At 65.9% G+C, this 19773-nt stretch carries 22 protein-coding genes; 13 read left to right on the top strand and 9 right to left on the bottom strand.

Annotation, left to right across the window (positions count from 1 at the left end; all coding sequences use genetic code 11):
* Window positions 1–65 precede the first annotated feature (65 nt).
* Window positions 66–671 carry a recombination mediator RecR gene (recR, locus tag LJ362_RS03790; RefSeq protein WP_025780860.1) on the bottom strand — a complete coding sequence of 202 codons (606 nt, stop codon included), beginning with the start codon at window positions 669–671 and terminating at the stop codon, window positions 66–68.
* Window positions 668–4063, bottom strand: coding sequence for a DNA polymerase III subunit gamma and tau (locus tag LJ362_RS03785; protein ID WP_264800832.1), 3396 nt, complete (start codon window positions 4061–4063; stop codon window positions 668–670). The genes recR and LJ362_RS03785 overlap by 4 nt, the downstream gene beginning before the upstream one ends.
* A gap of 92 nt (window positions 4064–4155) precedes the next feature.
* Between LJ362_RS03785 and LJ362_RS03780 the strand changes: the two genes are divergently transcribed.
* Genes LJ362_RS03780 through LJ362_RS03745 form a run of 8 tightly spaced genes read left to right on the top strand, consistent with a single transcriptional unit; the run spans window position 4156 to window position 9981 of the window.
* On the top strand, window positions 4156–4818 hold the full coding sequence (locus tag LJ362_RS03780; protein ID WP_264800831.1) for a DUF1707 domain-containing protein: 663 nt from the start codon (window positions 4156–4158) through the stop codon (window positions 4816–4818).
* Window positions 4815–5099, top strand: a complete 285-nt coding sequence (locus tag LJ362_RS03775) for a hypothetical protein (RefSeq protein WP_264800829.1) — start codon at window positions 4815–4817, stop codon at window positions 5097–5099. Before LJ362_RS03780 ends, LJ362_RS03775 begins: the two co-directional genes overlap by 4 nt.
* Window positions 5100–5111: 12 nt before the next feature.
* Complete coding sequence (locus LJ362_RS03770; protein WP_264800828.1) at window positions 5112–6140, top strand: GNAT family N-acetyltransferase; 1029 nt, start codon at window positions 5112–5114, stop codon at window positions 6138–6140.
* Window positions 6141–6200: 60 nt separating this feature from the next.
* The gene (locus LJ362_RS03765) at window positions 6201–6815 is read left to right on the top strand and encodes a DUF4178 domain-containing protein (protein WP_264800827.1); all 615 of its coding nucleotides are present in this window, start codon (window positions 6201–6203) and stop codon (window positions 6813–6815) included.
* A complete protein-coding gene (locus LJ362_RS03760) occupies window positions 6815–7441 on the top strand; it encodes a DUF2617 family protein (RefSeq protein ID WP_264800826.1) in 627 nt (208 codons plus the stop codon). Before LJ362_RS03765 ends, LJ362_RS03760 begins: the two co-directional genes overlap by 1 nt.
* Window positions 7438–7875 (top strand): hypothetical protein, encoded by a 438-nt coding sequence (locus LJ362_RS03755; protein ID WP_264800825.1) that lies wholly within the window; start codon window positions 7438–7440, stop codon window positions 7873–7875. Before LJ362_RS03760 ends, LJ362_RS03755 begins: the two co-directional genes overlap by 4 nt.
* A gap of 28 nt (window positions 7876–7903) precedes the next feature.
* The gene (locus tag LJ362_RS03750; RefSeq protein WP_052240077.1) at window positions 7904–8332 is read left to right on the top strand and encodes a DUF350 domain-containing protein; all 429 of its coding nucleotides are present in this window, start codon (window positions 7904–7906) and stop codon (window positions 8330–8332) included.
* Window positions 8329–9981, top strand: a complete 1653-nt coding sequence (locus LJ362_RS03745) for a polyamine aminopropyltransferase (protein WP_264800824.1) — start codon at window positions 8329–8331, stop codon at window positions 9979–9981. Before LJ362_RS03750 ends, LJ362_RS03745 begins: the two co-directional genes overlap by 4 nt.
* Before the next feature lie 95 nt (window positions 9982–10076).
* Here LJ362_RS03745 and LJ362_RS03740 read toward each other — a convergent pair whose 3' ends face one another.
* The 3 genes from LJ362_RS03740 to LJ362_RS03730 form a co-directional block, all read right to left on the bottom strand.
* Window positions 10077–10478 (bottom strand): DUF4190 domain-containing protein, encoded by a 402-nt coding sequence (locus tag LJ362_RS03740; RefSeq protein WP_264800823.1) that lies wholly within the window; start codon window positions 10476–10478, stop codon window positions 10077–10079.
* 136 nt (window positions 10479–10614) lie between these two features.
* Window positions 10615–11205 carry a TIGR03085 family metal-binding protein gene (locus LJ362_RS03735; protein ID WP_264800822.1) on the bottom strand — a complete coding sequence of 197 codons (591 nt, stop codon included), beginning with the start codon at window positions 11203–11205 and terminating at the stop codon, window positions 10615–10617.
* A 67-nt stretch (window positions 11206–11272) separates the two neighbouring features.
* On the bottom strand, window positions 11273–12184 hold the full coding sequence (locus tag LJ362_RS03730) for a Sir2 family NAD-dependent protein deacetylase (RefSeq protein WP_264800821.1): 912 nt from the start codon (window positions 12182–12184) through the stop codon (window positions 11273–11275).
* Between the two features lie 58 nt (window positions 12185–12242).
* Here LJ362_RS03730 and LJ362_RS03725 point away from each other — a divergent pair, with 58 nt between their 5' ends.
* The 4 genes from LJ362_RS03725 to LJ362_RS03710 all read left to right on the top strand — a co-directional run bounded on the left by LJ362_RS03725 (window position 12243) and on the right by LJ362_RS03710 (window position 15124).
* Complete coding sequence (locus LJ362_RS03725) at window positions 12243–12692, top strand: flavodoxin family protein (protein WP_264800820.1); 450 nt, start codon at window positions 12243–12245, stop codon at window positions 12690–12692.
* Between the two features lie 156 nt (window positions 12693–12848).
* Window positions 12849–13271, top strand: coding sequence for a hypothetical protein (locus LJ362_RS03720; protein ID WP_264800819.1), 423 nt, complete (start codon window positions 12849–12851; stop codon window positions 13269–13271).
* A 13-nt stretch (window positions 13272–13284) separates the two neighbouring features.
* On the top strand, window positions 13285–13647 hold the full coding sequence (locus LJ362_RS03715) for a winged helix-turn-helix domain-containing protein (protein ID WP_264800818.1): 363 nt from the start codon (window positions 13285–13287) through the stop codon (window positions 13645–13647).
* A gap of 70 nt (window positions 13648–13717) precedes the next feature.
* On the top strand, window positions 13718–15124 hold the full coding sequence (locus LJ362_RS03710) for an amidase (RefSeq protein ID WP_264800817.1): 1407 nt from the start codon (window positions 13718–13720) through the stop codon (window positions 15122–15124).
* Between the two features lie 15 nt (window positions 15125–15139).
* On the opposite strand, the gene LJ362_RS03705 is transcribed toward LJ362_RS03710, so the two are convergent.
* From LJ362_RS03705 to LJ362_RS03690, 4 genes are all read right to left on the bottom strand, one after another.
* The gene (locus tag LJ362_RS03705; RefSeq protein WP_413774225.1) at window positions 15140–15805 is read right to left on the bottom strand and encodes a DNA alkylation repair protein; all 666 of its coding nucleotides are present in this window, start codon (window positions 15803–15805) and stop codon (window positions 15140–15142) included.
* Window positions 15806–15913: 108 nt separating this feature from the next.
* Window positions 15914–16984: an FUSC family protein gene (locus LJ362_RS03700; RefSeq protein WP_264800815.1), complete on the bottom strand. Its 1071-nt coding sequence runs from the start codon at window positions 16982–16984 to the stop codon at window positions 15914–15916.
* Window positions 16985–17171: 187 nt separating this feature from the next.
* Window positions 17172–18371: an RNA polymerase sigma factor gene (locus tag LJ362_RS03695; RefSeq protein ID WP_264800814.1), complete on the bottom strand. Its 1200-nt coding sequence runs from the start codon at window positions 18369–18371 to the stop codon at window positions 17172–17174.
* A 24-nt stretch (window positions 18372–18395) separates the two neighbouring features.
* Complete coding sequence (locus LJ362_RS03690; protein WP_264800813.1) at window positions 18396–18803, bottom strand: YciI family protein; 408 nt, start codon at window positions 18801–18803, stop codon at window positions 18396–18398.
* Between the two features lie 275 nt (window positions 18804–19078).
* Between LJ362_RS03690 and LJ362_RS03685 the strand changes: the two genes are divergently transcribed.
* The gene (locus LJ362_RS03685) at window positions 19079–19765 is read left to right on the top strand and encodes a hypothetical protein (RefSeq protein WP_264800812.1); all 687 of its coding nucleotides are present in this window, start codon (window positions 19079–19081) and stop codon (window positions 19763–19765) included.
* The last annotated feature ends 8 nt before the right edge of the window (window positions 19766–19773 follow it).

Genomic DNA, 19773 nt, shown 5'->3' with positions numbered 1-19773 from the left:
ATATATCGATAAGCAATATGTTTCACGATTATCGATATGGTGTCAAGAGGGCGAAACCGAGGCGGTCAGTCGATTTCGCGACGACCGGAGAAGGCCCGACCGAGGGTGACTTCGTCGGCGTATTCGAGATCGCCGCCGACGGGCAGCCCCGAGGCCAGGCGGGTGACGGTCACGCCGAGTGATCCGAGCAGGCGGACGAGGTAGGTGGCGGTGGCTTCGCCCTCGAGGTTCGGGTCGGTGGCGATGACGGTCTCCTTGACCTCGCCGTCCTGCAGACGCGTCATGAGCTCCTTGATCCGCAGGTTATCGGGCCCGACCCCGGCCATCGGGTCGATGGCTCCGCCGAGGACGTGATAGAGGCCCCGGTATTCTCTTGTCCGTTCGATCGCGACGACGTCCTTGGGCTCTTCGACCACACAGATCATCGACCGATCGCGGCGCGGGTCCTGACAGACCGTGCATTCGGCTTCCTCGGAGACGTTTCCGCAGATCTCGCAGAACCGCACTCGCTTCTTCACGTCGGTGAGTGCCTGTGCCAGCGCATTGACATCCTGCGAGTCCGTCTGCAGGATGTGGAACGCCAGACGCTGGGCCGATTTCGGCCCGATGCCCGGAAGCTTGCCGAACTCTTCGACCAAGTCCTGGAGGGCACCTTCGTATACAGCGCTCATACTTCTCTTTCGTCAATGATTTCGCCGCCGAGGACCCGTGCGATCACATCGACGCCCATCTGCGGCGCTTCGGAGACGTCGAGGTCCGTTTCCGGATCATACTCGTCCTCGTCCGATCCCGTCCGCTGCGGGTTGGGATTCGATCCCGGCGCCGAGGCGGCCCCCGGTGCGGTCTCGCCAGCTGGGCTGGCCTGCGGAGCAGATCCGTAACCGTGTCCGGCAGGCGGAGTGGTGGTGGCACCGTGCTTTTCGGCGAGTGCGGCGAAGCGCGATTTGAATGGTTTCGCCTCTCCCCCATGGGCCGGCGGCGACTGCACGGCAGGTGCCTGCTGGTCGAAGGCTCCTCCCCCGAAGTCGCTCGGGGTGTCGCCGAGATCGGGATAGTCGAGATCGTCATCGGGCGGCGGCACGACGACAGCTCCGACGTCGACAGCTCCGCTGCCGGCGCTCGTCTCGTCGACGTCGGCCGAGGCTGTGCCTGTCGATGCCGCATCGACCGGCGAGGTGTCGATCGGTGAGAGACCGTCATTCCAATTCGGCTCTTCCCACCGCGGTTCGACGTACTCCATCGGCGAATCGTCGGCGAAGCCGGACGAACCCGCAGACGCTGATCCTTGCTGATGTAAAGAGGCAGGATGATTGAAGTCGTCGGCCGGTGCGTTTGCGGGGTCGGTCGAATCGGTTCCGGCATCTGTCGGCCCACCGAAGAAGTCATCGTCGGACAAGTCTGGCACAACGACGTCCGGGACGGCTGGTTCAAAAGAATCGCGGTCAGGAACGCTCCTCGGCTCAGGAGCGTTCCAATCTGATCCTTCAGAGACGGACGAGTCCGAAGCGGGAACCTGAGCGGCCGAGGATTTCGGACCAGAATCGGCCGAGCCCTCTTCTGCCTGATCGGCCGGTTCATCGAGGTCGTCCTGTGGTGTGGGTTCAGTCGGTGGGCCCGGCTGTTCCCCCTCCTCGTCGTCGGAGGACCAGGGACCCTGTGTGGGACCGCTGGGTTCCCAGAACTTCTCGTGGTCGACCTGTGGTTTGTCGACTTCACGGGTACCGACGACTGCGGCGACTTCCTGTGGACTCGGGCGGCGCTGGCTCGGCGCAGGTCCGTGATTGCCGCCGGAGTCATTCATGGGCGGGGCCGAGGAGCCCTTGCCCTGATTGCCAGCACCGGCACTTCCTCCGCCGATCCGGCCGACATCACCGACGTCGATACGAGCCTGGATGCCGAGGACGTCGTTGATCGCCGCTGCGAGTTTGGCCGCATGGTCGCGCTGCTGGAATCCCTGTACTGATCCGGCATTGTTGAAGCCGAGGTAGACGACTCCGTCGGAGAACGACTGCGGGATCGCATTGGCCGCGATGATCGCTCGTGTCAGACGGCTGCGCTTCTCCACCGAGGCAAGGATGCTCGGCCAAGCGCGGCGGATCGCTTCGATCTCACCGCCGATGTCGCCGGATCCCGCCACCGATGTCGCTTCCGGTGCCGCTGCCTGCTCGGACTGTTGCGGGCCATCGCCAGGTCCGGCTGGTGCCGCAGCCGCAGATCCTGGTCCCGTCGGTGCCGCAGCCGCAGCCGCAGCCGCAGGAGCAGGAGCCGACTGACGCTGAGGCTGTTTGTGCGACTCGGAGTCCGGTGCGGAACTGGGTGCGGAGGCATCGGCAGAGTTCTGGCTGTGCTGATTCTCCTGCACAGATTGCGACTCATTCTGCGGCGCGCCCGACGCTTCGGCCGCAGGCTCGGGCGGCGAATCGGGAGATGGCTGCTGTTCCTGCGCCGGCTGGCCGTCAGCTGCGCTCCGGGGATCCACAGCAGACTGCTGCTGCGGACCAGCGTTCGCGGTCTGAGATTGAGGTCCGGACGGCGGTGCCTGCTCCGGCTCGGCCTGCCCTTGCGACCCCTGCCGATCTGATTGACGCTGCTGCCCCTGCTCAGGCTGCTGCCCCGGCTGTGCCACCGGTGCGTTGAGCATCGATTCGGCGGCCGCGGCCATAGCTGCGATGTCGTCGAAGTCGTCGTGAGCTGTGCTCTGGGTCTGTCCGGAGAGCGTGTTCGCAGCCGGTGCTCCGGCTCCGCGGCCCGGCGCACCAGCAGACGTGTCACCTGCCGACGGCCGACCGCCCGACTGACCCTGATCGGCAGCAGGCGCCTGGCCCTGCACAGGGGCCTGCGAAGCACCCTGATCCTGGACTGCCTGCGCCGACGGCACGTTCGCTGCCACGCCGGTGGCCGACATGCCGATGCGACGCTCCATCCGCTCCATGCGGCTGAGCACAGCATCCCGGCTGCGGCCGGAACCGGGCAGCAGAATCCGGGCACAGATGAGTTCGAGCTGCAGCCGCGGCGAGGTGGCACCCGACATCTCCGTCAGGCCCACATTCAGCAGGTCCGCGGCACGGGAGAGCTCACCCTGTCCGAATCCGTTGGCCTGCAGAGTCAGCCTCTCCAGGCGGTCCGGCGGCACTTCGGGCAGGAAGGCATGGGCCGCCTCGGGGGCGGCGTTGATGACGATGAGATCCCGGAAGCGCTCGAGCAGATCTTCGACGAAGCGCCTCGGGTCCTGACCGGATTCGATGACCCGCTCCACCGCGCGGTACACCCCGGCACCGTCACCGGCGGAGAACGCATCGACGATGTCGGACAGCAGCGAGTCCGGCGTGTAGCCGAGCAGCGCGACGGCCCTGCCGTAGTCGACGCCGTCCGGCCCAGCCCCGGCGATGAGCTGGTCGAGGACCGACAGCGTGTCACGCACCGATCCCCCGCCGGCGCGGACGACCAGCGGCAGCACGCCCTTGGCCACCTGCACACCCTCACGAGCGCACAGCTCCTCGAGGTAGTTGCCCAGGGCCTCCGGCGGCACCAGCCGGAACGGATAGTGGTGGGTCCGCGACCGGATCGTGCCGATGACCTTCTCGGGTTCGGTCGTGGCGAAGATGAACTTGATGTGCGGAGGCGGCTCTTCGACGATCTTGAGCAGAGCGTTGAAGCCCTGCGAGGTGACCATGTGCGCCTCATCGAGGATGAACACCTTGTACCGATCGCGCGCGGGCGCATAGACGGCACGTTCACGCAGGTCACGGGCATCATCGACGCCGTTGTGGCTGGCCGCGTCGATCTCGACGACGTCGAGCGAACCGGGTCCGCCGTTCGCTAGGTCCAGACAGCTCGGGCATTCCCCGCACGGCACCGGGGTCGGTCCCTGTTCGCAGTTGAGGCACCGGGCCAGGATCCGCGCCGAGGTGGTCTTGCCGCACCCGCGCGGGCCGGAGAACAGGTAGGCATGGTTGATGCGGCCACGTTCGATGGCGGCCTTCAGCGGATCGGTCACATGCTCTTGACCGATGACCTCGTCGAAGGTCTCTGGGCGGTATCTTCTGTACAGTGCGGTGGACACGTCCCCTAGCCTAATGCCAACGGCTGACACGAGACACGGCCCCGGACTCCCCGCCGTTGTCGCTGACTTCCCGATCCGGCACGATAGAGATCATGAGCTCAGTCACCCCCTCCCCCGACGAGAACGACCCCGCTAAGACCTTCCGCATCGGCCACAAAGAGCGCGACGAGGCGATCGAGGTCCTGCGCGAAGCCGCCGGAGACGGTCGGATCACGGTCGACGAGCTCGACGAACGGATGGAGAAGGTCCAATCCGCGAAGTTCCCCATCGACCTCGACGAGGTGCTCGCCGACCTCACCACCGAGCTGCCCTCCGATCGCTTCCGCCCCGCCTCGGCGATCGCCCCCGCCCCTGCCCGCTCGCTGACGGTCACGGGCCATGACCGCTTCGATCCGCTCGTCATCAAGGCCGGTTGGGAGTCCGAGGTCCGCCGTGCCAGGTGGGCGGTCCCGCCGTATATCCGCTGCGAACCCTCGATGTCGAACATCGAACTGAACTTCCTCGAGGTCGAGACCGATCTCGAAGTCATCGAGGTCGAGATCGTCGCCGGAATGGGCGCCGTCACCGTCGTCGTCCCTGCCGACTGGGCCGTCAACGTCGACCAGCTTTCGAAGACCTGGGGCAGCGTGAAATCCGTCGTCGATGCGGTTCCGACCGGCCGCCGACCCCTCGTGCGCGTGGGCGGATCGATCGGCATGGGCTCGTTCAAAGCTCGCTTTGCGAACTACTTCGACCGTCGGCGCATGGCGAAATGATGCAGCCCGGACTCGGCGCGGTCATCTTCCTCACCCTGTGCATCATCGTCGTCTTCAGCATCGGCGCCTTCCTCGTGTACCGGGTGATGAACACTCCCGGTTCTCATATCGGCTCCCGCCTGCCCAAACACGATCCCCACGCCGAGGCGACCCCCACCGACACGTCCGACCGCGGATCCGCTGTGGACCAGTTCGACCCCGAGGGACGAACAGCACCGACGACCCTGACCGTCCCGAGGACCCCGAACCGCGGCGTCCTTGAAAACCGGCACCTGCCGTGATCGACTTTCACTATGTCTGAGATTCAGATCACGCGCATCGCCGCCGACGATGAATCTGCGCTGCTGACGTGGAACGACGTCATGCGCACCGCTTACACCGAGGGCCGCACCGCCGCCTGGTGGCGCAGCGCCGAGACGACGCTGACCCAATTCGCCCACCCGCGTCCGGGAGGGCAGGACATCGCCCTGGTGGGCCGCCTCGGCGAGGAGATCATCGGCGGCGTCGAGATCAGTCTCTCCCCCGAAACTCCGACCGATATCGAACTCGGCGTCCTCTCGGCTCACCGTCGGCAGGGTGTCGGCACTGCCCTCGCCGAGGCGGCCGCACAGTTCCTCGATGATGGTGACGATTCCTCGGAGATCGTGCAGACCGAAACCTACTGCCCGGCCGGGGTCGCCTTCGCGCAGGCGCACGGGATGAGCATCGGCAACGAAGAGCACCGACTGCTGCTCGACCTGCCCGCCTACCTGGACGCCGATGCGAATCGGTACAAGGATTCGGGGGCGTCGACGGTTGTGCCGGTGGTCAGGGAGGACCCGGACTTCTCGGTCACCTCATGGATCGGAGCCTGCCCCGAGGAGGTGCTGGAATCCTGGACCCAACTGCGTGTGCAGATGGATGAGGACGTGCCCGTCGGTTTCCTCACCCGCTCCGCCACTCATGCCAGCACTGCGGCGATCCGCAGCCATGAGGAGCGGATGGAAGAGCAGGGCTGGACCTTGGTCAGCTCGATGGCGCACGTGGGCGAACTCGCCGTCGGCTACACGGAGATCATGGTCTCGTCCCATGATCCGCAGATCGTCATCCAGGAGGACACGCTCGTCGACCGTGCCTTTCGAGGCCGCGGGATCGGTCGGGCCCTCAAGGTCGCGAACCTGCGTCAGCTGCCCGCGGTTGCGGCGACCGCCTCGGCGAAATGGGTGCAGACGTACACGGCGACGGGCAACGAACCGATGCTCGCACTCAACCGCGACCTCGGGTTCTTCATCGCCGATACGATGACCGCTCTGGAGAAGAAGTCCGATCACAGCCGCGCGTGACATTCCGGTCGACTAGAGTGGGCAGTGACCCGTCCGGCCATCGAAACGAAGCAGACCGCCGTGCCAACAGAACTCCTCATCGCCGTCCTCGTCTTCATCATCGTCGTCCTCGTTACCGTGCTCGTCATCCGCTCTCGCGCCAACAAGGCCCGCAAGCAGGAGCAGACACAGCAGCCGACCACCCCGCGCGATCCCTTCGCCGCCGACCAGAACACCGGCGGTGACCCCGAGACCATCAAGGCCGGCGATCTCCTCGAATTCGGCAACGAGAAGTTCTTCGTCCGCGGCACACTGCGGATCTCCGAGGGCGGCTACGACTGGGCCGAGCACTTCTTCCAGGCCGACGCCTCGGCGACCCGCATGTGGCTGAGCGTCGAACGCGATCCCGACGTGCAGGTCGCCCGCTGGCGCGACCGCCCCGACCTCGACATCGAACCGAAGGCCCGGACCATCACCATCGACGGCACCGACTACGACCTCGTCGAGCACGGCACCGCCTCCTACCGGTCCGAAGGCACCACGGGGCTGAACGAGAAGGGCGGGGTCGACTATGTCGACTACGAATCCGGCGACGGCCGTCTGCTCGCCTTCGAACGCTTCGACCACGGACGTTGGGAAGTGAGCACGGGAGAGACCATCCCGACCGGTTCCTTCACCATCTACTCCGGCAGCTGATGCTCACCCTCCCCCGCCCACTCGACGTCCCCTTCACCGACACCAGTGCCGAGGCGCTGCGGCTGAGCCTCGACCACGGCCGGATCGCTCCCCTGGCCTCCCGCAGCATTCATGTGCCCACCGTAACCGCACCCACTGACACAGTGATCGCTGACACCGGGCCCACCCTCGCCGAGGCGACGCCAGCGTTGGCCCTGAGACTGACCGTCATCGGCTCCTCACACCAGGCGATCCTGAGCGCCGGGCCCACCGATGCATTCATCGAGACCTTCGCCTGCCTCGGCGAGGATGGGGACGATTCGTCTCCGAAACGACCGCGGTGGGACCGCGAAGACATCCGCCACGGTCGGTGGGCGGGTTTCACCGAACACCGATTCACCGCGACCCGCACCCACGTGACCGGGGACTTCCCGACGGCCGCCGCCGAGGTGCTCGCTGCCGGTGCCGACCGTGCCCTCACCGCAGACGACCACCTCTCGGTCGCGTTCCCCGGACAGCCCGGCGCACTGACGGCACTGTCCCTGACCTGCGCTGAATTCGAACGGATCGCCTGGCAGTCGTGGCACTGCTACCCGCAGCATGGAGAGATCGTGCACAGCAGCTCCGAATTGAGGAGGTCGACATGAGCCAGGGACCGAACGTCTCGATGGGCGGCGGCTCTTTCAACTTCGACCGCGAGAACTCCGGTCCGTCCGGCCCCCAACGTCCCAGCGGACCGCAGCGGCCCGGCGGCGGATCGGGGCGGAAGCCGCGCCGCATCGGCTGCGGAACGATCATCTTCTTCGTCGTCGTCCTCATCTTCATCGGCAACGTGTTCCAGGGCTGCGGTTCGTCCGGGTCGTCGAACTGCGGCGACTACGACCTCAGCAACGGCCAATACGTCTCGAACCCCGGTGAGGGCGATTACGAGAAGAACGGCAGCAGCTACGACTACGTCGGCTGCGACTCGTCCCGCTCCGGAGGCGGCGGATTCTTCTTCCTCCCGTTCTTCACCGGCGGCGGATCGAACTACGGCGACGGCTCCGGCTTCCGCGGCGGCGGACCGGGCACCGGAAAATAGGCACGATCAGGCACAGCGAAAGGCAGACATGCTCCTGAATTACCTCATCTACGAGACCGGAGTCGTCCTCTCCTATGCGGGCTGCGGACTCCTCCTCATGGTCATCGGCTACTTCGTCGTCGACCTGCTCACCCCGGGCAAGCTCCACGTCATCCTGTGGGAGCAGAAGTCGCGCAATGCCGCGGTCCTCGTCGCCTCCGACCTGGCCGGAGTCGCGATCATCGTCATCGCCGCCATCCGCGCGAGCTCCGATGACCTGGCCGCGGGCATCCTGTCGACCCTCGTCTTCGGCATCCTCGGCATCATCCTCATGGGAGTGAGCTTCGTGCTCATCGGCCTGCTCACCCCGGGCAAGACCGGCGACATCATCAACTCCCCGCAGATGCACCCCGAGGTCTGGGTCAACGCCACCGCCCACCTGGGCATCGCGGGCATCATGGCCGCGGCCCTCCTTTGAGCACCGCTGACGAATCCGGTCAGACGGCGGCCGGAAGCGCTGACGTCGCTTCTGACTCCGGCTCCAGCACCACCACCGAGGCGGCCCGACCGATCGCCCTTCCGATGCGTCCGGGACCGGCCCGGTTCTTCGTCCTGCTCGCCGTGTTCATCTGCGCGAGCTGCGGAATGGTCTACGAGCTCGCGCTCGTGGCCTTGGGGTCCTATCTGCTCGGCGACACCATCGTCCAGGCCTCCATCGTCCTGGCGGTCATGGTCTTCGCCATGGGTGTGGGGTCGCTGGCGACCAAACGGCTGACCGGGTTCGCCGCGGTCTCCTTCGCCCTCATCGAGGCGGCCCTGGGCATCATCGGCGGACTCTCCGTCATCCTCCTCTACCTCGCCTTCGCCTTCGCCGACGTCTACACGGTGGCCATGGTGGCCCTCGCGTTCGTCATCGGCGCGCTCATCGGTGCGGAGATCCCGCTGCTCATGGAGCTCGTCCAACGCATCCGCGCGCAGAAGGCCTCGAGCGCGGTGGCCGACCTCTTCGCCGCCGACTATGTGGGCGGACTCATCGGCGGGCTCGCCTTCCCGTTCCTCCTGCTGCCGCTGCTCGGTCTGCCGCGCGGTGCGCTGGCCGTGGGGATGACGAATGCGCTGGTGGGCATCCTCATCGTCCTCTGGCTCTTCCGCTCTGAACTCAGCCGCGCCGCTCAACTCATGTTGGCAGCGCTGCTTGTGCTCATCCTCGGCGGGCTCACCGTGGTGTGGGTGTACACCGACGACATCGAAGTCACCACCCGGCAGCGTCTCTACCGGGATCCGATCGTGTATTCACAGCGGTCGGGTTACCAGGAGATCGTGCTCACCGAGGCGAAGCGGGCCGGCGATACGCGGCTGTTCCTCAACGGGGACCTGCAATTCGCCTCGGCCGATGAGTACCGCTATCACGAAAGCCTCGTCCATCCGCTGCTGGACGGTCCACGCCGCAATGTCCTCGTCCTCGGCGGCGGTGATGGCCTGGCCGTGCGTGAGATCCTCAAGTATCCCGACGTCGAGTCCGTCACGCTCGTCGACCTCGACCCCGCGGTCCTCGAACTGGCGAAGACCTCGGAGCACTTCACCGCGTTCAACGACGATTCCCTCGACGATCCGCGGGTGAGAACGATCGCCGCCGATGCCTTCACGTGGCTGCGGGAGGCGAAGCACTCGGCCTACGACGCGGTCATCGCCGATCTTCCCGACCCCGACGATGTCGCGACATCGAAGCTCTACAGTATCGAGTTCTACGGACTCATCCGCCAGGTGATGTCCCCGGAGGCGCGCCTCGTCGTCCAGGCCGGCTCCCCCTATTTCGCCCCTGAAGCCTATTGGGGCATCGGAGAGGCCGTCGCCGAGGCGGGACTGTCGACGACTCCATATCACGTCGATGTCCCCAGCTTCGGTGATTGGGGATATTTCCTCGCCGACCTCGACGGAGACGGTCCCGAGGTGTCCGTGCCCGATGATGCCCCGGACGGGTTGAAATTCGCCACCGCCGAGGTGTTCGCCGCCTCGACGACGTTCCCACCGGACCGTGATCGCGCGTCTGTGGGCAAGGTCGAGGCCTCGACGCTGCTGCATCCGCGGGTCCTCGACCAGGAACGCGGAGCCTGGGTCGGATACTGACATCGTCTGACACGGGCTTCCGACAACGGCAGAGGGCCGACTCGTGCGGGTCGGCCCTCTGCCATTTCTCTGTCGGTGCTGCCTTCTTCTCGCGATCAGCCGGCCATGAGGCTGGCCAGGCCGCCGACGATGCCGAAGGAGATTCCGAGTGCCCATCCGAGGACGAGGAGTCCGAGGAAGACGAGGCCCAAGATGAAGCCCCATTTGCCCATCTCGTTGTCTCCGTACCCGGCTTCCTGTGAGCGCTTGCGCGCCATGTGACCGGTGATGATGCCGATGACGGGTCCGATGAAGTTGAATCCGAGGAAGGTCGACAGGGTCGCCACGAGCGAGACGATGCCGAGCACCTTGCCCGGATCTTCCTCGGCGCGCTGGCCATAGACGTTCTGGCGCTGGTAGCTCTGCGGTGCTTCGTGCTGCCCGGTGGACGGGTGGGGGTACTGTCTCGCGGAGGGGTGGTCGAACTGATCGGGAGTCGGGGTGGGTGCTGCATTCATGGTGCTGGTCTCCTTGGTATCGGCTGTTGACACCAGCCTAGAAAGACCTCAGCGTCTGCCGACAGGGACCAATCCCCCGACCGGGAGGGGGTTTTCCCGACACTCCCCTGCTTCCCGGTCTCATATGCTTCGGGTCTCAGCGCACGTCAACGAGTGCGTGGTCTGTCCGACCCATAAGATAGAGAAGCAACTCGAGTGGCGCCCCGGTGATCGTCGTGGCCTCGCCGCTTCCCTTCTTCCCAGCGGTGCGAGATCCGAAGCCCGGTGCCGAGATCGTCACCGGGCCCTTGGCCTTCCCGGCGAACGGCAGTAGCGCCACCTTCGTCTGTGCCCAGACGGTCGCGGTCTCTGCCTGCGACAGCCGGCGCGGAATCCATTCGATCGCGGCCCGGCGGATATCTTCATGGTGGACGAGGAACTCGGTCGTGTTCATCACCGACTCCACTCCCGGCAGGGCACCCGGAGTCCATTTCGGCGGTGCGGCGACGAGTCCGAGCAGCCGGCTGAACGGCATCTCGGTGTATTCGTCTTCCTTCGCCTGCAGACGGTCGGAGAACTTCGGGATGAAGATGCCAGCGGCGGCCTGCGGGTGACGTTCCCGGATGACGAGGTGAGTGGCAAGATCCCTGACGTTCCATCCCTCGCACAGTGTGGGGGCGTCTTCACCCGCGCGGCGGGCTGTGTCGACAAGGCGCAGTCGTTCGGCGCGAGCCAGATTGTCTCTCATGACTCTCAGTCTTCCATTCCCGGCTTGGACTCCCCAGGATGCCTGGCCGAATCGCAGCCTGATCTCCTCACCGGCTTGCCCACGCGGTGACGAAGTCGGCGACGCGGGATATCGACCGGTAATCGGCGAATTCGTCACCTCGGGTCGGCCCGTCGGTGACGATGACGACGGGTTTGCCCTCTTTTGCCGCCGTCCTGACGAATCGCAGACCGGACAGCACCGCCAGAGAGGAACCGAGCACCACGATGCCGGCGGCCTCGTCAGCGATCCGATTGGCCTGTTGGACCCTGGCCGCGGGGACGGAATCACCGAAGTAGACGACATCGGGTTTGAGCAGTCCGCCGCATTCGGGGCAGTCGGGGACGATGAAACCGGCGGTGTCCTCGAGTTCGACGTCGCCATCGGGTGCGGTTTCGACGTCGATCGGGTCGATGCCGACTTCCTCGGCGAAATCCGGATTGAGCTCACTCAGTCTCCGCTGCACGAGATCACGGTCGAACAGGTGGCCGTTCTTCAGGCAGATCACCCGGTCGAGGCTGCCGTGGAGATCGATGACGGGACTCGGCGCCGGCGCTCCGGAATCGTTTCCGCGTTCGGCGGCGACCGCCTCGGCGGCGGATTGGTGGAGGCCATCGACATTCTGGGTGATGATCCCGGCCACCGGCAGCTCGGCCAGGGCGAGGTGGGCCCGATTGGGTCGGGTGCCGCGCATCCGCGGCCAGCCCATCCATGACCGCGCCCAGTACCTGGCGCGCTGATCGGGGTGGGAGAGGAAGGTCTGGATCGTCATCGGCTTCCGCGGCGGAGAATCCGGTCCGCGGTAGTCGGGCACTCCGGAGTCCGTGCTCATTCCCGCGCCGGTGAGCACCGCCCAGTCGCTGTCAGAATAGGTCTTCGTGAGCACGTCGATGATCTCGGCATCGGAGTGGCTGGCTTCCGGACGCACACGTCCGCGGAGGGGGTCGAAGATGACTGCCATGGCTCCACTGTAGACATAACATCTGACGGAAGGCACCGGGCGGGGCTAGGGTGGGGCCATGGTCAACGTTCTGCTCGTTCATCATTCCCCGTCCGCTGCGACAGCGCAGATCGCCGAGGCGGCCGAGTCCGGACTGCGTCTGCCCGAGCTCGGCGACATCGACGTCACCGTCCGTCCGGCGCTGGAGGCAAGTGTTGAGGATGTGCTCGCCGCGGATGCCTACGTGCTCGGCACGACTGCGAACTTCGGCTATATCTCCGGTGCCCTCAAGCACTTCTTCGACACCACCTATGACGCGGTGCGCGAGCCGACCGCCGGCAGACCGTACTCCTATTGGATCCACGGCGGCTACGACACGACCGGGGCCGAGACTGCGATGAAGCAGATCACCACCGGCCTGGGCTGGAAGCTCGCCTTCGACCCCCTCATCTTCACCGGCGAGGTCACAGACGCACACTTGGAGGAAGCCACGGAGCTGGCCGCCACAGTCGCCGCCACCACTCCCTAATTGCTACCTGACGGCGGCCCAGCAACTCGCGCGAGGTTGCTGGGCCGCCGTCAGGTAGTAATGGGGAAGGTTTTGGTGAAAGTACTTTCCACTATGGAAAGTAATTGGTACTGTGGAACTACTTCCACAGAGCTACCACCACTCAAAGGAACCGACATGAACGCGAACCCCACCCCGCAGCAGGCTGCAGATCTTCTCAGCCAGGTCGAAGCGAACCAGTCCCAGGCCCGCGGTGGAGATGCGTGGCCGCTGGTCACACTGCTCTTCGTTCTCTCCGCCGGACTCTCCGTCGGCCTCATGGCCATCGGCATCATCGACGACAACACCACCCAGCTCATCATCGCCGGAGCCGGACTGAGCTGGATCATTCCCGCCCTGGTCGTCTATCTCGTCAAGGCCCTGTCCTGGAGCCGCCGCTCCACCGCCCTCCTGCTGACATGGCTGGCCGTCATCATCGTCGCGTTCATCGCCGGCGTCATGGCCGATTCGTTCGCAGCCGGCGGTCCGATCCCGTTCATCGCCGCAGGACTGTTGTGGGTCGCCGCCCCGGTCTTCTCCCTGCTGGCCCTGCGCCGCTGAGGAGGGACCGACGATGACTGCGAAACAGAACTCCGCGACCGAACCAGAGGACGCGCACACCGAAGACGCGACGATCCCCCACCTCGGCGACTCTCTGACCCGCCTCGAACCGGAGCTCAACAACCCCACGAGACTCGGCATCGTGTCGAGCCTGAAGAACCGGGACAGGGCCGAGTTCAAACTGCTGCGCGACAGTCTCGGCGTCTCCGATTCCGTGCTCTCCCGGCACATCACCGCACTCGAGAAGGCCGGAATGATCGAGGTGAAGAAAGGGTACGTGGGCAAACGCCCGCGCACCTGGGTCTCGATCAGCAAAGACGGGAGCAGACGTCTCGAGGCACACATCCAAGCACTGCGGGAACTGGCCGGAGCATAGCCCCGTAGATGGCTGTTCCCCCTGGTGAGAAGATCGACTAGGGTGATGGAAACCGATGCAGGGAGGCATGATGACCACACCGACGAGCACCGAGATCCCGTTCCTCGAGCTCCACGAAGTCTCGACACTCATTCGGACCAGGCAGCTGACCTCGCGCGAGGTCACCGAGGTGATGCTCGAACGCATCGACGACCTCGAGCCCCGACTACAGGCCTTCGCCACGGTCATGGCCGAATCGGCCCTCGCCGAGGCCGACCGCGCCGATGCGCTCCTGTCCCGCGGGAACTGGCTCGGCGATCTGCACGGAGTCCCCGTGGCGGTGAAGGATCTTGCGAACACCCACGACGCACCGACCGGTGCAGGCACCACGATCCATGCGGACTTCCGCCCAGATTTCGATGCCACCGTCGTCGCGCGACTGCGAACCGCCGGAGCCGTCATCCTCGGCAAACTGCGTCTGACCGAGGGGGCGTTCAGCGGTCACCATCCGGACCTGCCGACCCCGGTCAACCCGTGGGATGCCGACGCCTGGTCGGGAGTCTCCTCTTCAGGGTCCGGTGTGGCCACTGCGGCCGGACTCTGCTTCGCCGCGCTCGGCTCGGACACCGGCGGATCGATCCGCCTTCCGTCCTCGGCCAATGGCGTCACTGGACTCAAACCGACCTGGGGCCGGGTCTCCCGCCACGGCATCTTCGCACTCGCTCCCAGCCTCGATCACATCGGGCCGATGACCCGCAGCTCCCGTGATGCCGCGATCGTGCTGCGGGCCATCGCCGGCCACGATCCGGCCGATCCCACCTCGTCGCTCGAATCGGTACCGGACTACCCCAATACGCTGCGCGTCGACGAAGCCCCGATCGTCGGCTTCGACCGCAAGCTGGCCGAAGTGCACTTCGACGCCGCGACGAATGCGATGCTCGAGGACACCATCGACACGGTGACCGGCCTGGGCTGGCGAGTGCTCGAGGTCGAGACTCCCGGTTTTGAGGCCGCAGCCAAGGAATGGACGGCTCTGTGCGGGATCGAGACCGCCGGTGTCCACGCGGAGACGTATCCGGCCCGGGCGGACGAATACGGTCCCGACCTGTCCGGTCTCATCGAGATCGGGCGCGGACTCTCCGCCATCGACTACCATCGGCTGCTCGAATCGAGGAGAGACTTCACCGGCCGTATGCGCACTCTCATGGCCGATATCGATCTGCTCCTGCTGCCGGGAATCGGCGTCGGCTCACCGACGATCGCGCAGATGGCGAATCTGGGATCCGACCAGAAGCTATTCGCCGCGGTCACCGTGCCGACAGCTCCGATCGACAACTGCGGAATGCCGTCGATCACTCTGCCGGCCGGGTTCACCGAACGGGGCACTCCCCTGGCCGCTCAGTTCGTCGGCGGTGATTTCACCGAGCCTTTGGTTCTGGCCGCCGGTCATGCCTTCCAGCAGGTCACAGACTTCCACACCCGCCACCCGGCCGATTAGACGCAGCACCGCAGCTCACTTCGCCGCGCTGCGGGCCACCATCTCCGTGATCCAAGTCGGGGCGAAGGGTGAGGTGCATCCGGGAGAGGTCGGGTAGTCGCGGAGCACGCCGAGGCGCTCACCGATCTCGATGGCACGTTTCCGCAGGTCAGGGTTCTCGATGCCGATATAGGACAGGGTCTCGTTCATTGCCCACTGCAGACGTTCGGGCGCCTCGGCCATCTCGGCCTCGATCACGTCGAGCAGCCCGGGCAGGTCCAAGCCCTCGGGCTTGCGGTTGACCCGCTCGCTCGTCAGCGCCCACCCGGCCGAGGCGACCACGGGGTCCGGATCGTCCATCCATGACAGGCGCAGCGCCTCGGCGTGGGGTGACTTCTTGACGATGTAGCTGACCAGCCAACCGTGGACCTTCGGGACACGGGAGCCACGCAGCATCTCATCGAGCTGTGCTTCGCTCCAGGCCTTCGGGCGCATGATGAGGATCGCGACGAGGCGGGCCGCGGTATCTCCGGTGGCCCACAGCTCGGCGGCGAGTTCATCGTTCTTCTTCAGCTCCTTCGCCACGGCCCGCAGCTTCGTCAGGTTCACCGCGTGGTCGTCGCCGTGGCGGGCGTTGACGGCGCGGATCTTCTCGTCCTCGAGCGAGGCCAGGGTGGCGAGCACCTCGGTGCTGGTGGTCATCATGTGCTCCCGGTTCGGTTCAGCGTTAGGGCAGTGCGGATGAGTTGAGGTGAGCCGATGGTATCCGACGCACAGGCGGCGTGGCAGAAGTTCTGGCGGCCGCCGAGGTCAGTCGTCGTCATCGGCGTGCGGTGAGGCATCGATTTCAGCGCGCGTCCTCTTCACACTTCTGAACCCGACGATGACGACGAGCATGCCGGTGACGGCGCCGATGACGGTTTCGATGGCGCGGGAGGCCAGCAGCTCCGGAACCGGGTGCGGGCTGCCGATCTGGGTCATGAGCAGTGCCAACGGAGTGATGAAGAGCAGAGCCACCGAGTAGTTGCGCAGCACGAAGATCTCGGCGAGGAACTGCAGCAGGATCACCCACACCACCAGCTGCCACGCCTCGGTGGGGAACGACAGCAGGAACGCTGTGACGATCACGCCCAGCAGGGTTCCGACCACCCGGTGGACGCCGCGCTTGAGACGGGCCGAACGACCGGGTGGAGTGATCGGTGCGACCGCTGCGACCATCGCCCAATAGCTGTGGGACAGCAGCGGGAGCACATCGATGAGCAGGGTGCCGAGAACTCCGGCGATGAACGGGGCGATCGTGAATCGGGCGGCGTGGGCCAGCAGATCGGACTTACCCACCGGCGACAGCCCGACCCGCACATAGGTCTCCTTATCCGGAGGCATGCGTTCGCCGGCATAGTGGGCGAGCGCTCCGAGACCGATGCACACCAGCGCCGAGGCGGCCGCCACACCCATTGCCACCGGCACCGATGCGCCGCCCGGAATGGATCCGACGGCTCCCGTGGCGAAGATGAAGAAGATCGACCCGCCGGGTTTGAGCCGGAAGCGCAAAGCGATGGCCGCACCCGCACCGGACACGAGCGAGGTGATGACGACGAGCACCCAGACTGAAGCTCCGAGGTTGCCCAGCAGGGCGCCGATGCCCACGCAGACGACGAGGACGGCGGCTGCGATCGACTGTCGTCTGGTCCGCGATCGTGGGGATTCGAAGCGTGCGTAGATGCCGGTGAAGGCGCCGAAGGCGGCATAGACGGCGAGGTCGAGGCGGTCGATTCCGAGCAGCACGAGGAGTGGGATAGCGACTCCCAGGGCGATGCGGAACGCGGGAATGTGGTCGCGTTCGCCCGGTGGGATGCGGAAGAACTCCTGCAGGTGGCTCAAACGGGTTCGGCCTCTTTCGACATCGGGAACGGACCCCGGTGACGGGATCGCTGACATAGGGTGGCGAGCTGAGCGCTCCCTTCGATCGTAGTCCGCCATCGGTGCGGACGAATGTCTTCTGCCGACAGGAGTGATCAACCTCGCTCACCGAGGCGGCCGAGCGCGACCGTGATCACCGTGGTCTCGGTCACGGCAGGTGCCCCTGCCGTGACCGAACGCGTGCCGCCCGCCGGTTGAGATGGTCGCGTTCGGCGAGGCTGCCGGCCCGTTCGGCGGCCCGTGCGTAGAGCTCGGCGGCCCGTTGTGACTCCCCTGCCCGTTCGCGCAGGCGCGCTTCGACGGCGAAATAGCGCGGCAGGCTCTCGTCGAGTCCCCGCAGTTCGGCCAGGCCCGCCCTTGGGCCGTCGGCTTCCCCGACGGCCACGGCTCGGTTGAGTCGCACGATCGGGGTATCGCGCAGGGCCAGCAGTTCGTCGTACCACTCCACGACCTGCACCCAGTCGGTGTCCTCGACCGTCTGCGCATCGGCGTGGAGTGCCGCGATGGCGGCCTGTGCCTGATACTGGCCGAGTTCGTCCCGACCAAGGGCTGCCTGCAGGATCTCGATGCCCTCGACGATGAGCCGTCGATCCCACAGGGTGCGGTCCTGATCGGCCAGCGAGATGAGGCGACCGTCGGCGCCGAAGCGGGCATCGCGGCGGGCGTGGTGGAGGAGCATGAGGGCGAGCAGTCCGTCCACCTCGGCGGAGTCGATCATCGACGCAAGCGTGCGGGTCAGTCGGATCGCCTCAACGACGAGGTCGACCTCGCCCGAGTGCCCTTCGTTGAACACGAGGTAGAGGGTGGTGAGCACCGAGGACAGGCCGCCGGGTCGGTTGAGCCGGGACCCTGCGATCGTGGATTTGGCTCGGCTGATGCGTTGAGCCATCGTCGACTCGGGCACCATATAGGCTGCGGCGATCTGCTTCGTCGTCAGTCCGCCGACCGCCCTCAGGGTCAGGGCCACCGCCGAGGCGGAGCTGAGGTCGGGATGGGCGCAGAGGAAGTGGAGGTCGAGGGTGTCATCGGCGTTCGGGACGCCGTCCGTCCCGGGTTCGGACGAGGTTTCGGGCTCGGCGAGAGTGGCGGCCATGACCCGTTCCTCGCGTTTCATCCGCGATCCTTCAGATCGCACGATGTCGAGGAACTTCCGCCATGCCACCGTCACGAGCCAGCCCCGCCGGTCACGGGGCGGGTCGGACGGCCACGATCGCAGGGCTTCGATGAGCGCGTCCTGAACGGCGTCCTCGGCGGTCGCGAAGTCTGCTCCACGACTGACGAGGATGCCGATCACGGCGGGGACGAGCTCACGCAGCTCCGCCTCGGCGAGGGGATCCCGATCGATCATCGCGAACTCCGTTCGCGTCCCTGATCATTCGTCCACGCTGGGTGCGTGGTCGAGGAAGGGCCGTAGTTCGAGCCATTCGTTGATTGGCTCTCCTCCCTTGCCCGGTGCGGCGGACAGCTCACCGGCGAGTTCGAGAGCGCGGTCGTAGTTCTCGACGTCGATGACCATCCACCCGGCGATGAGGTCCTTCGTCTCGGGGAAGGGACCGTCGGTGACCGGAGGCTTGCCCGGTCCGCCGAATCGGACGAAGGTGCCCTCGGGCGAGAGTGCCTGGGAGTCGACGAATTCGCCGGAGTCCTTGAGCTTGTCGGCGAAGGCGTTCATGTACGCCACGTGCGCGTCGACCTCGTCGGGACTCCACTGATCCATCGGGGTGTAATCCATATACTGCTCCGGCATCCGATAGTGCTTGAGCATGAGGTACTTGGCCATGATGGTCTCCTTGTCTCGTGCCGCTCGCACGGGATGTGCTCGCTGACATGTCTGGGACGCAGCCGGACTCGTGTTCTCGACATCGGCGGCGAAGTTTTCTCGTTCCTCTTCGGCTCCGGTCATCGAACACAGTCCCAGAATAGGCCCATGTGTCCGTCCTGGAACATGCGTCACCGGATCCGAACACGAATCGGCCCAGGTCACGGCTCCGCGCTGAGAGGCTTGTCTTGTACGAAACACCGTCAGCCTTTTGCACACGAGACCAGGAGCAGATCATGAATGCACAGACACTTCTCAAGACCATCACCGTTGCCGGAGCCGTCGCCGCGACCCTGACACTCTCGGCCTGCGATATGAACATCACCTTCGGCCCGGAGGGCCAGGGGCAGGAACAGGGCCAGGAGCAGGACGGCCAGCAGGCGCAGCAGGCCGAGGACACCGAGACGACGGCCGAAGAACCGGCTTCGGATTCGGGCTCCACCTCGGACTCCGCCGGTTCGGGTTCGTCCGGCACGAGCGATAGCGGCACGACGGACAGCGGCACCACCGGCAGCGGCGGATCCACGGATTCGTCCAGCGCCTCCTCGGCGAGTGACTCCTCCGCCTCGAACGGCTCGTCGTCGACCGGATCGTCGTCCTCGAGCGGATCATCGTCGTCGAGCAGCACGACCGACAACGGCTACCAGGGCCCGCGGATCGGCGAAGACGGAGTCGAACTCGACGCCGACGGCAACGGCAAGATCCCCGCCGACGTTCTCGAGGCGGACATCAAGAACGCCTACGCCAAGCAGGGCACCACGGTCGACACCGTCGACTGCTATTCCGACCTGCGGATCTTCTCCCACAACGGATCGCAGAACTGCACCGTCACCGCTGCCGGCAAGAATCACTACGGCACTGTGAAGATCACCTCGGCCTCGCAGTCCGGAATCGGCTACAGCCTCGAGTTCCCGAACATCTGAGCCGCCCG

Source organism: Brevibacterium sp. JSBI002, from assembly GCF_026013965.1.
In the GTDB taxonomy this organism is placed as follows: Bacteria; Actinomycetota; Actinomycetes; order Actinomycetales; family Brevibacteriaceae; genus Brevibacterium.
This window is presented reverse-complemented; position numbering and strand designations above follow the sequence as displayed.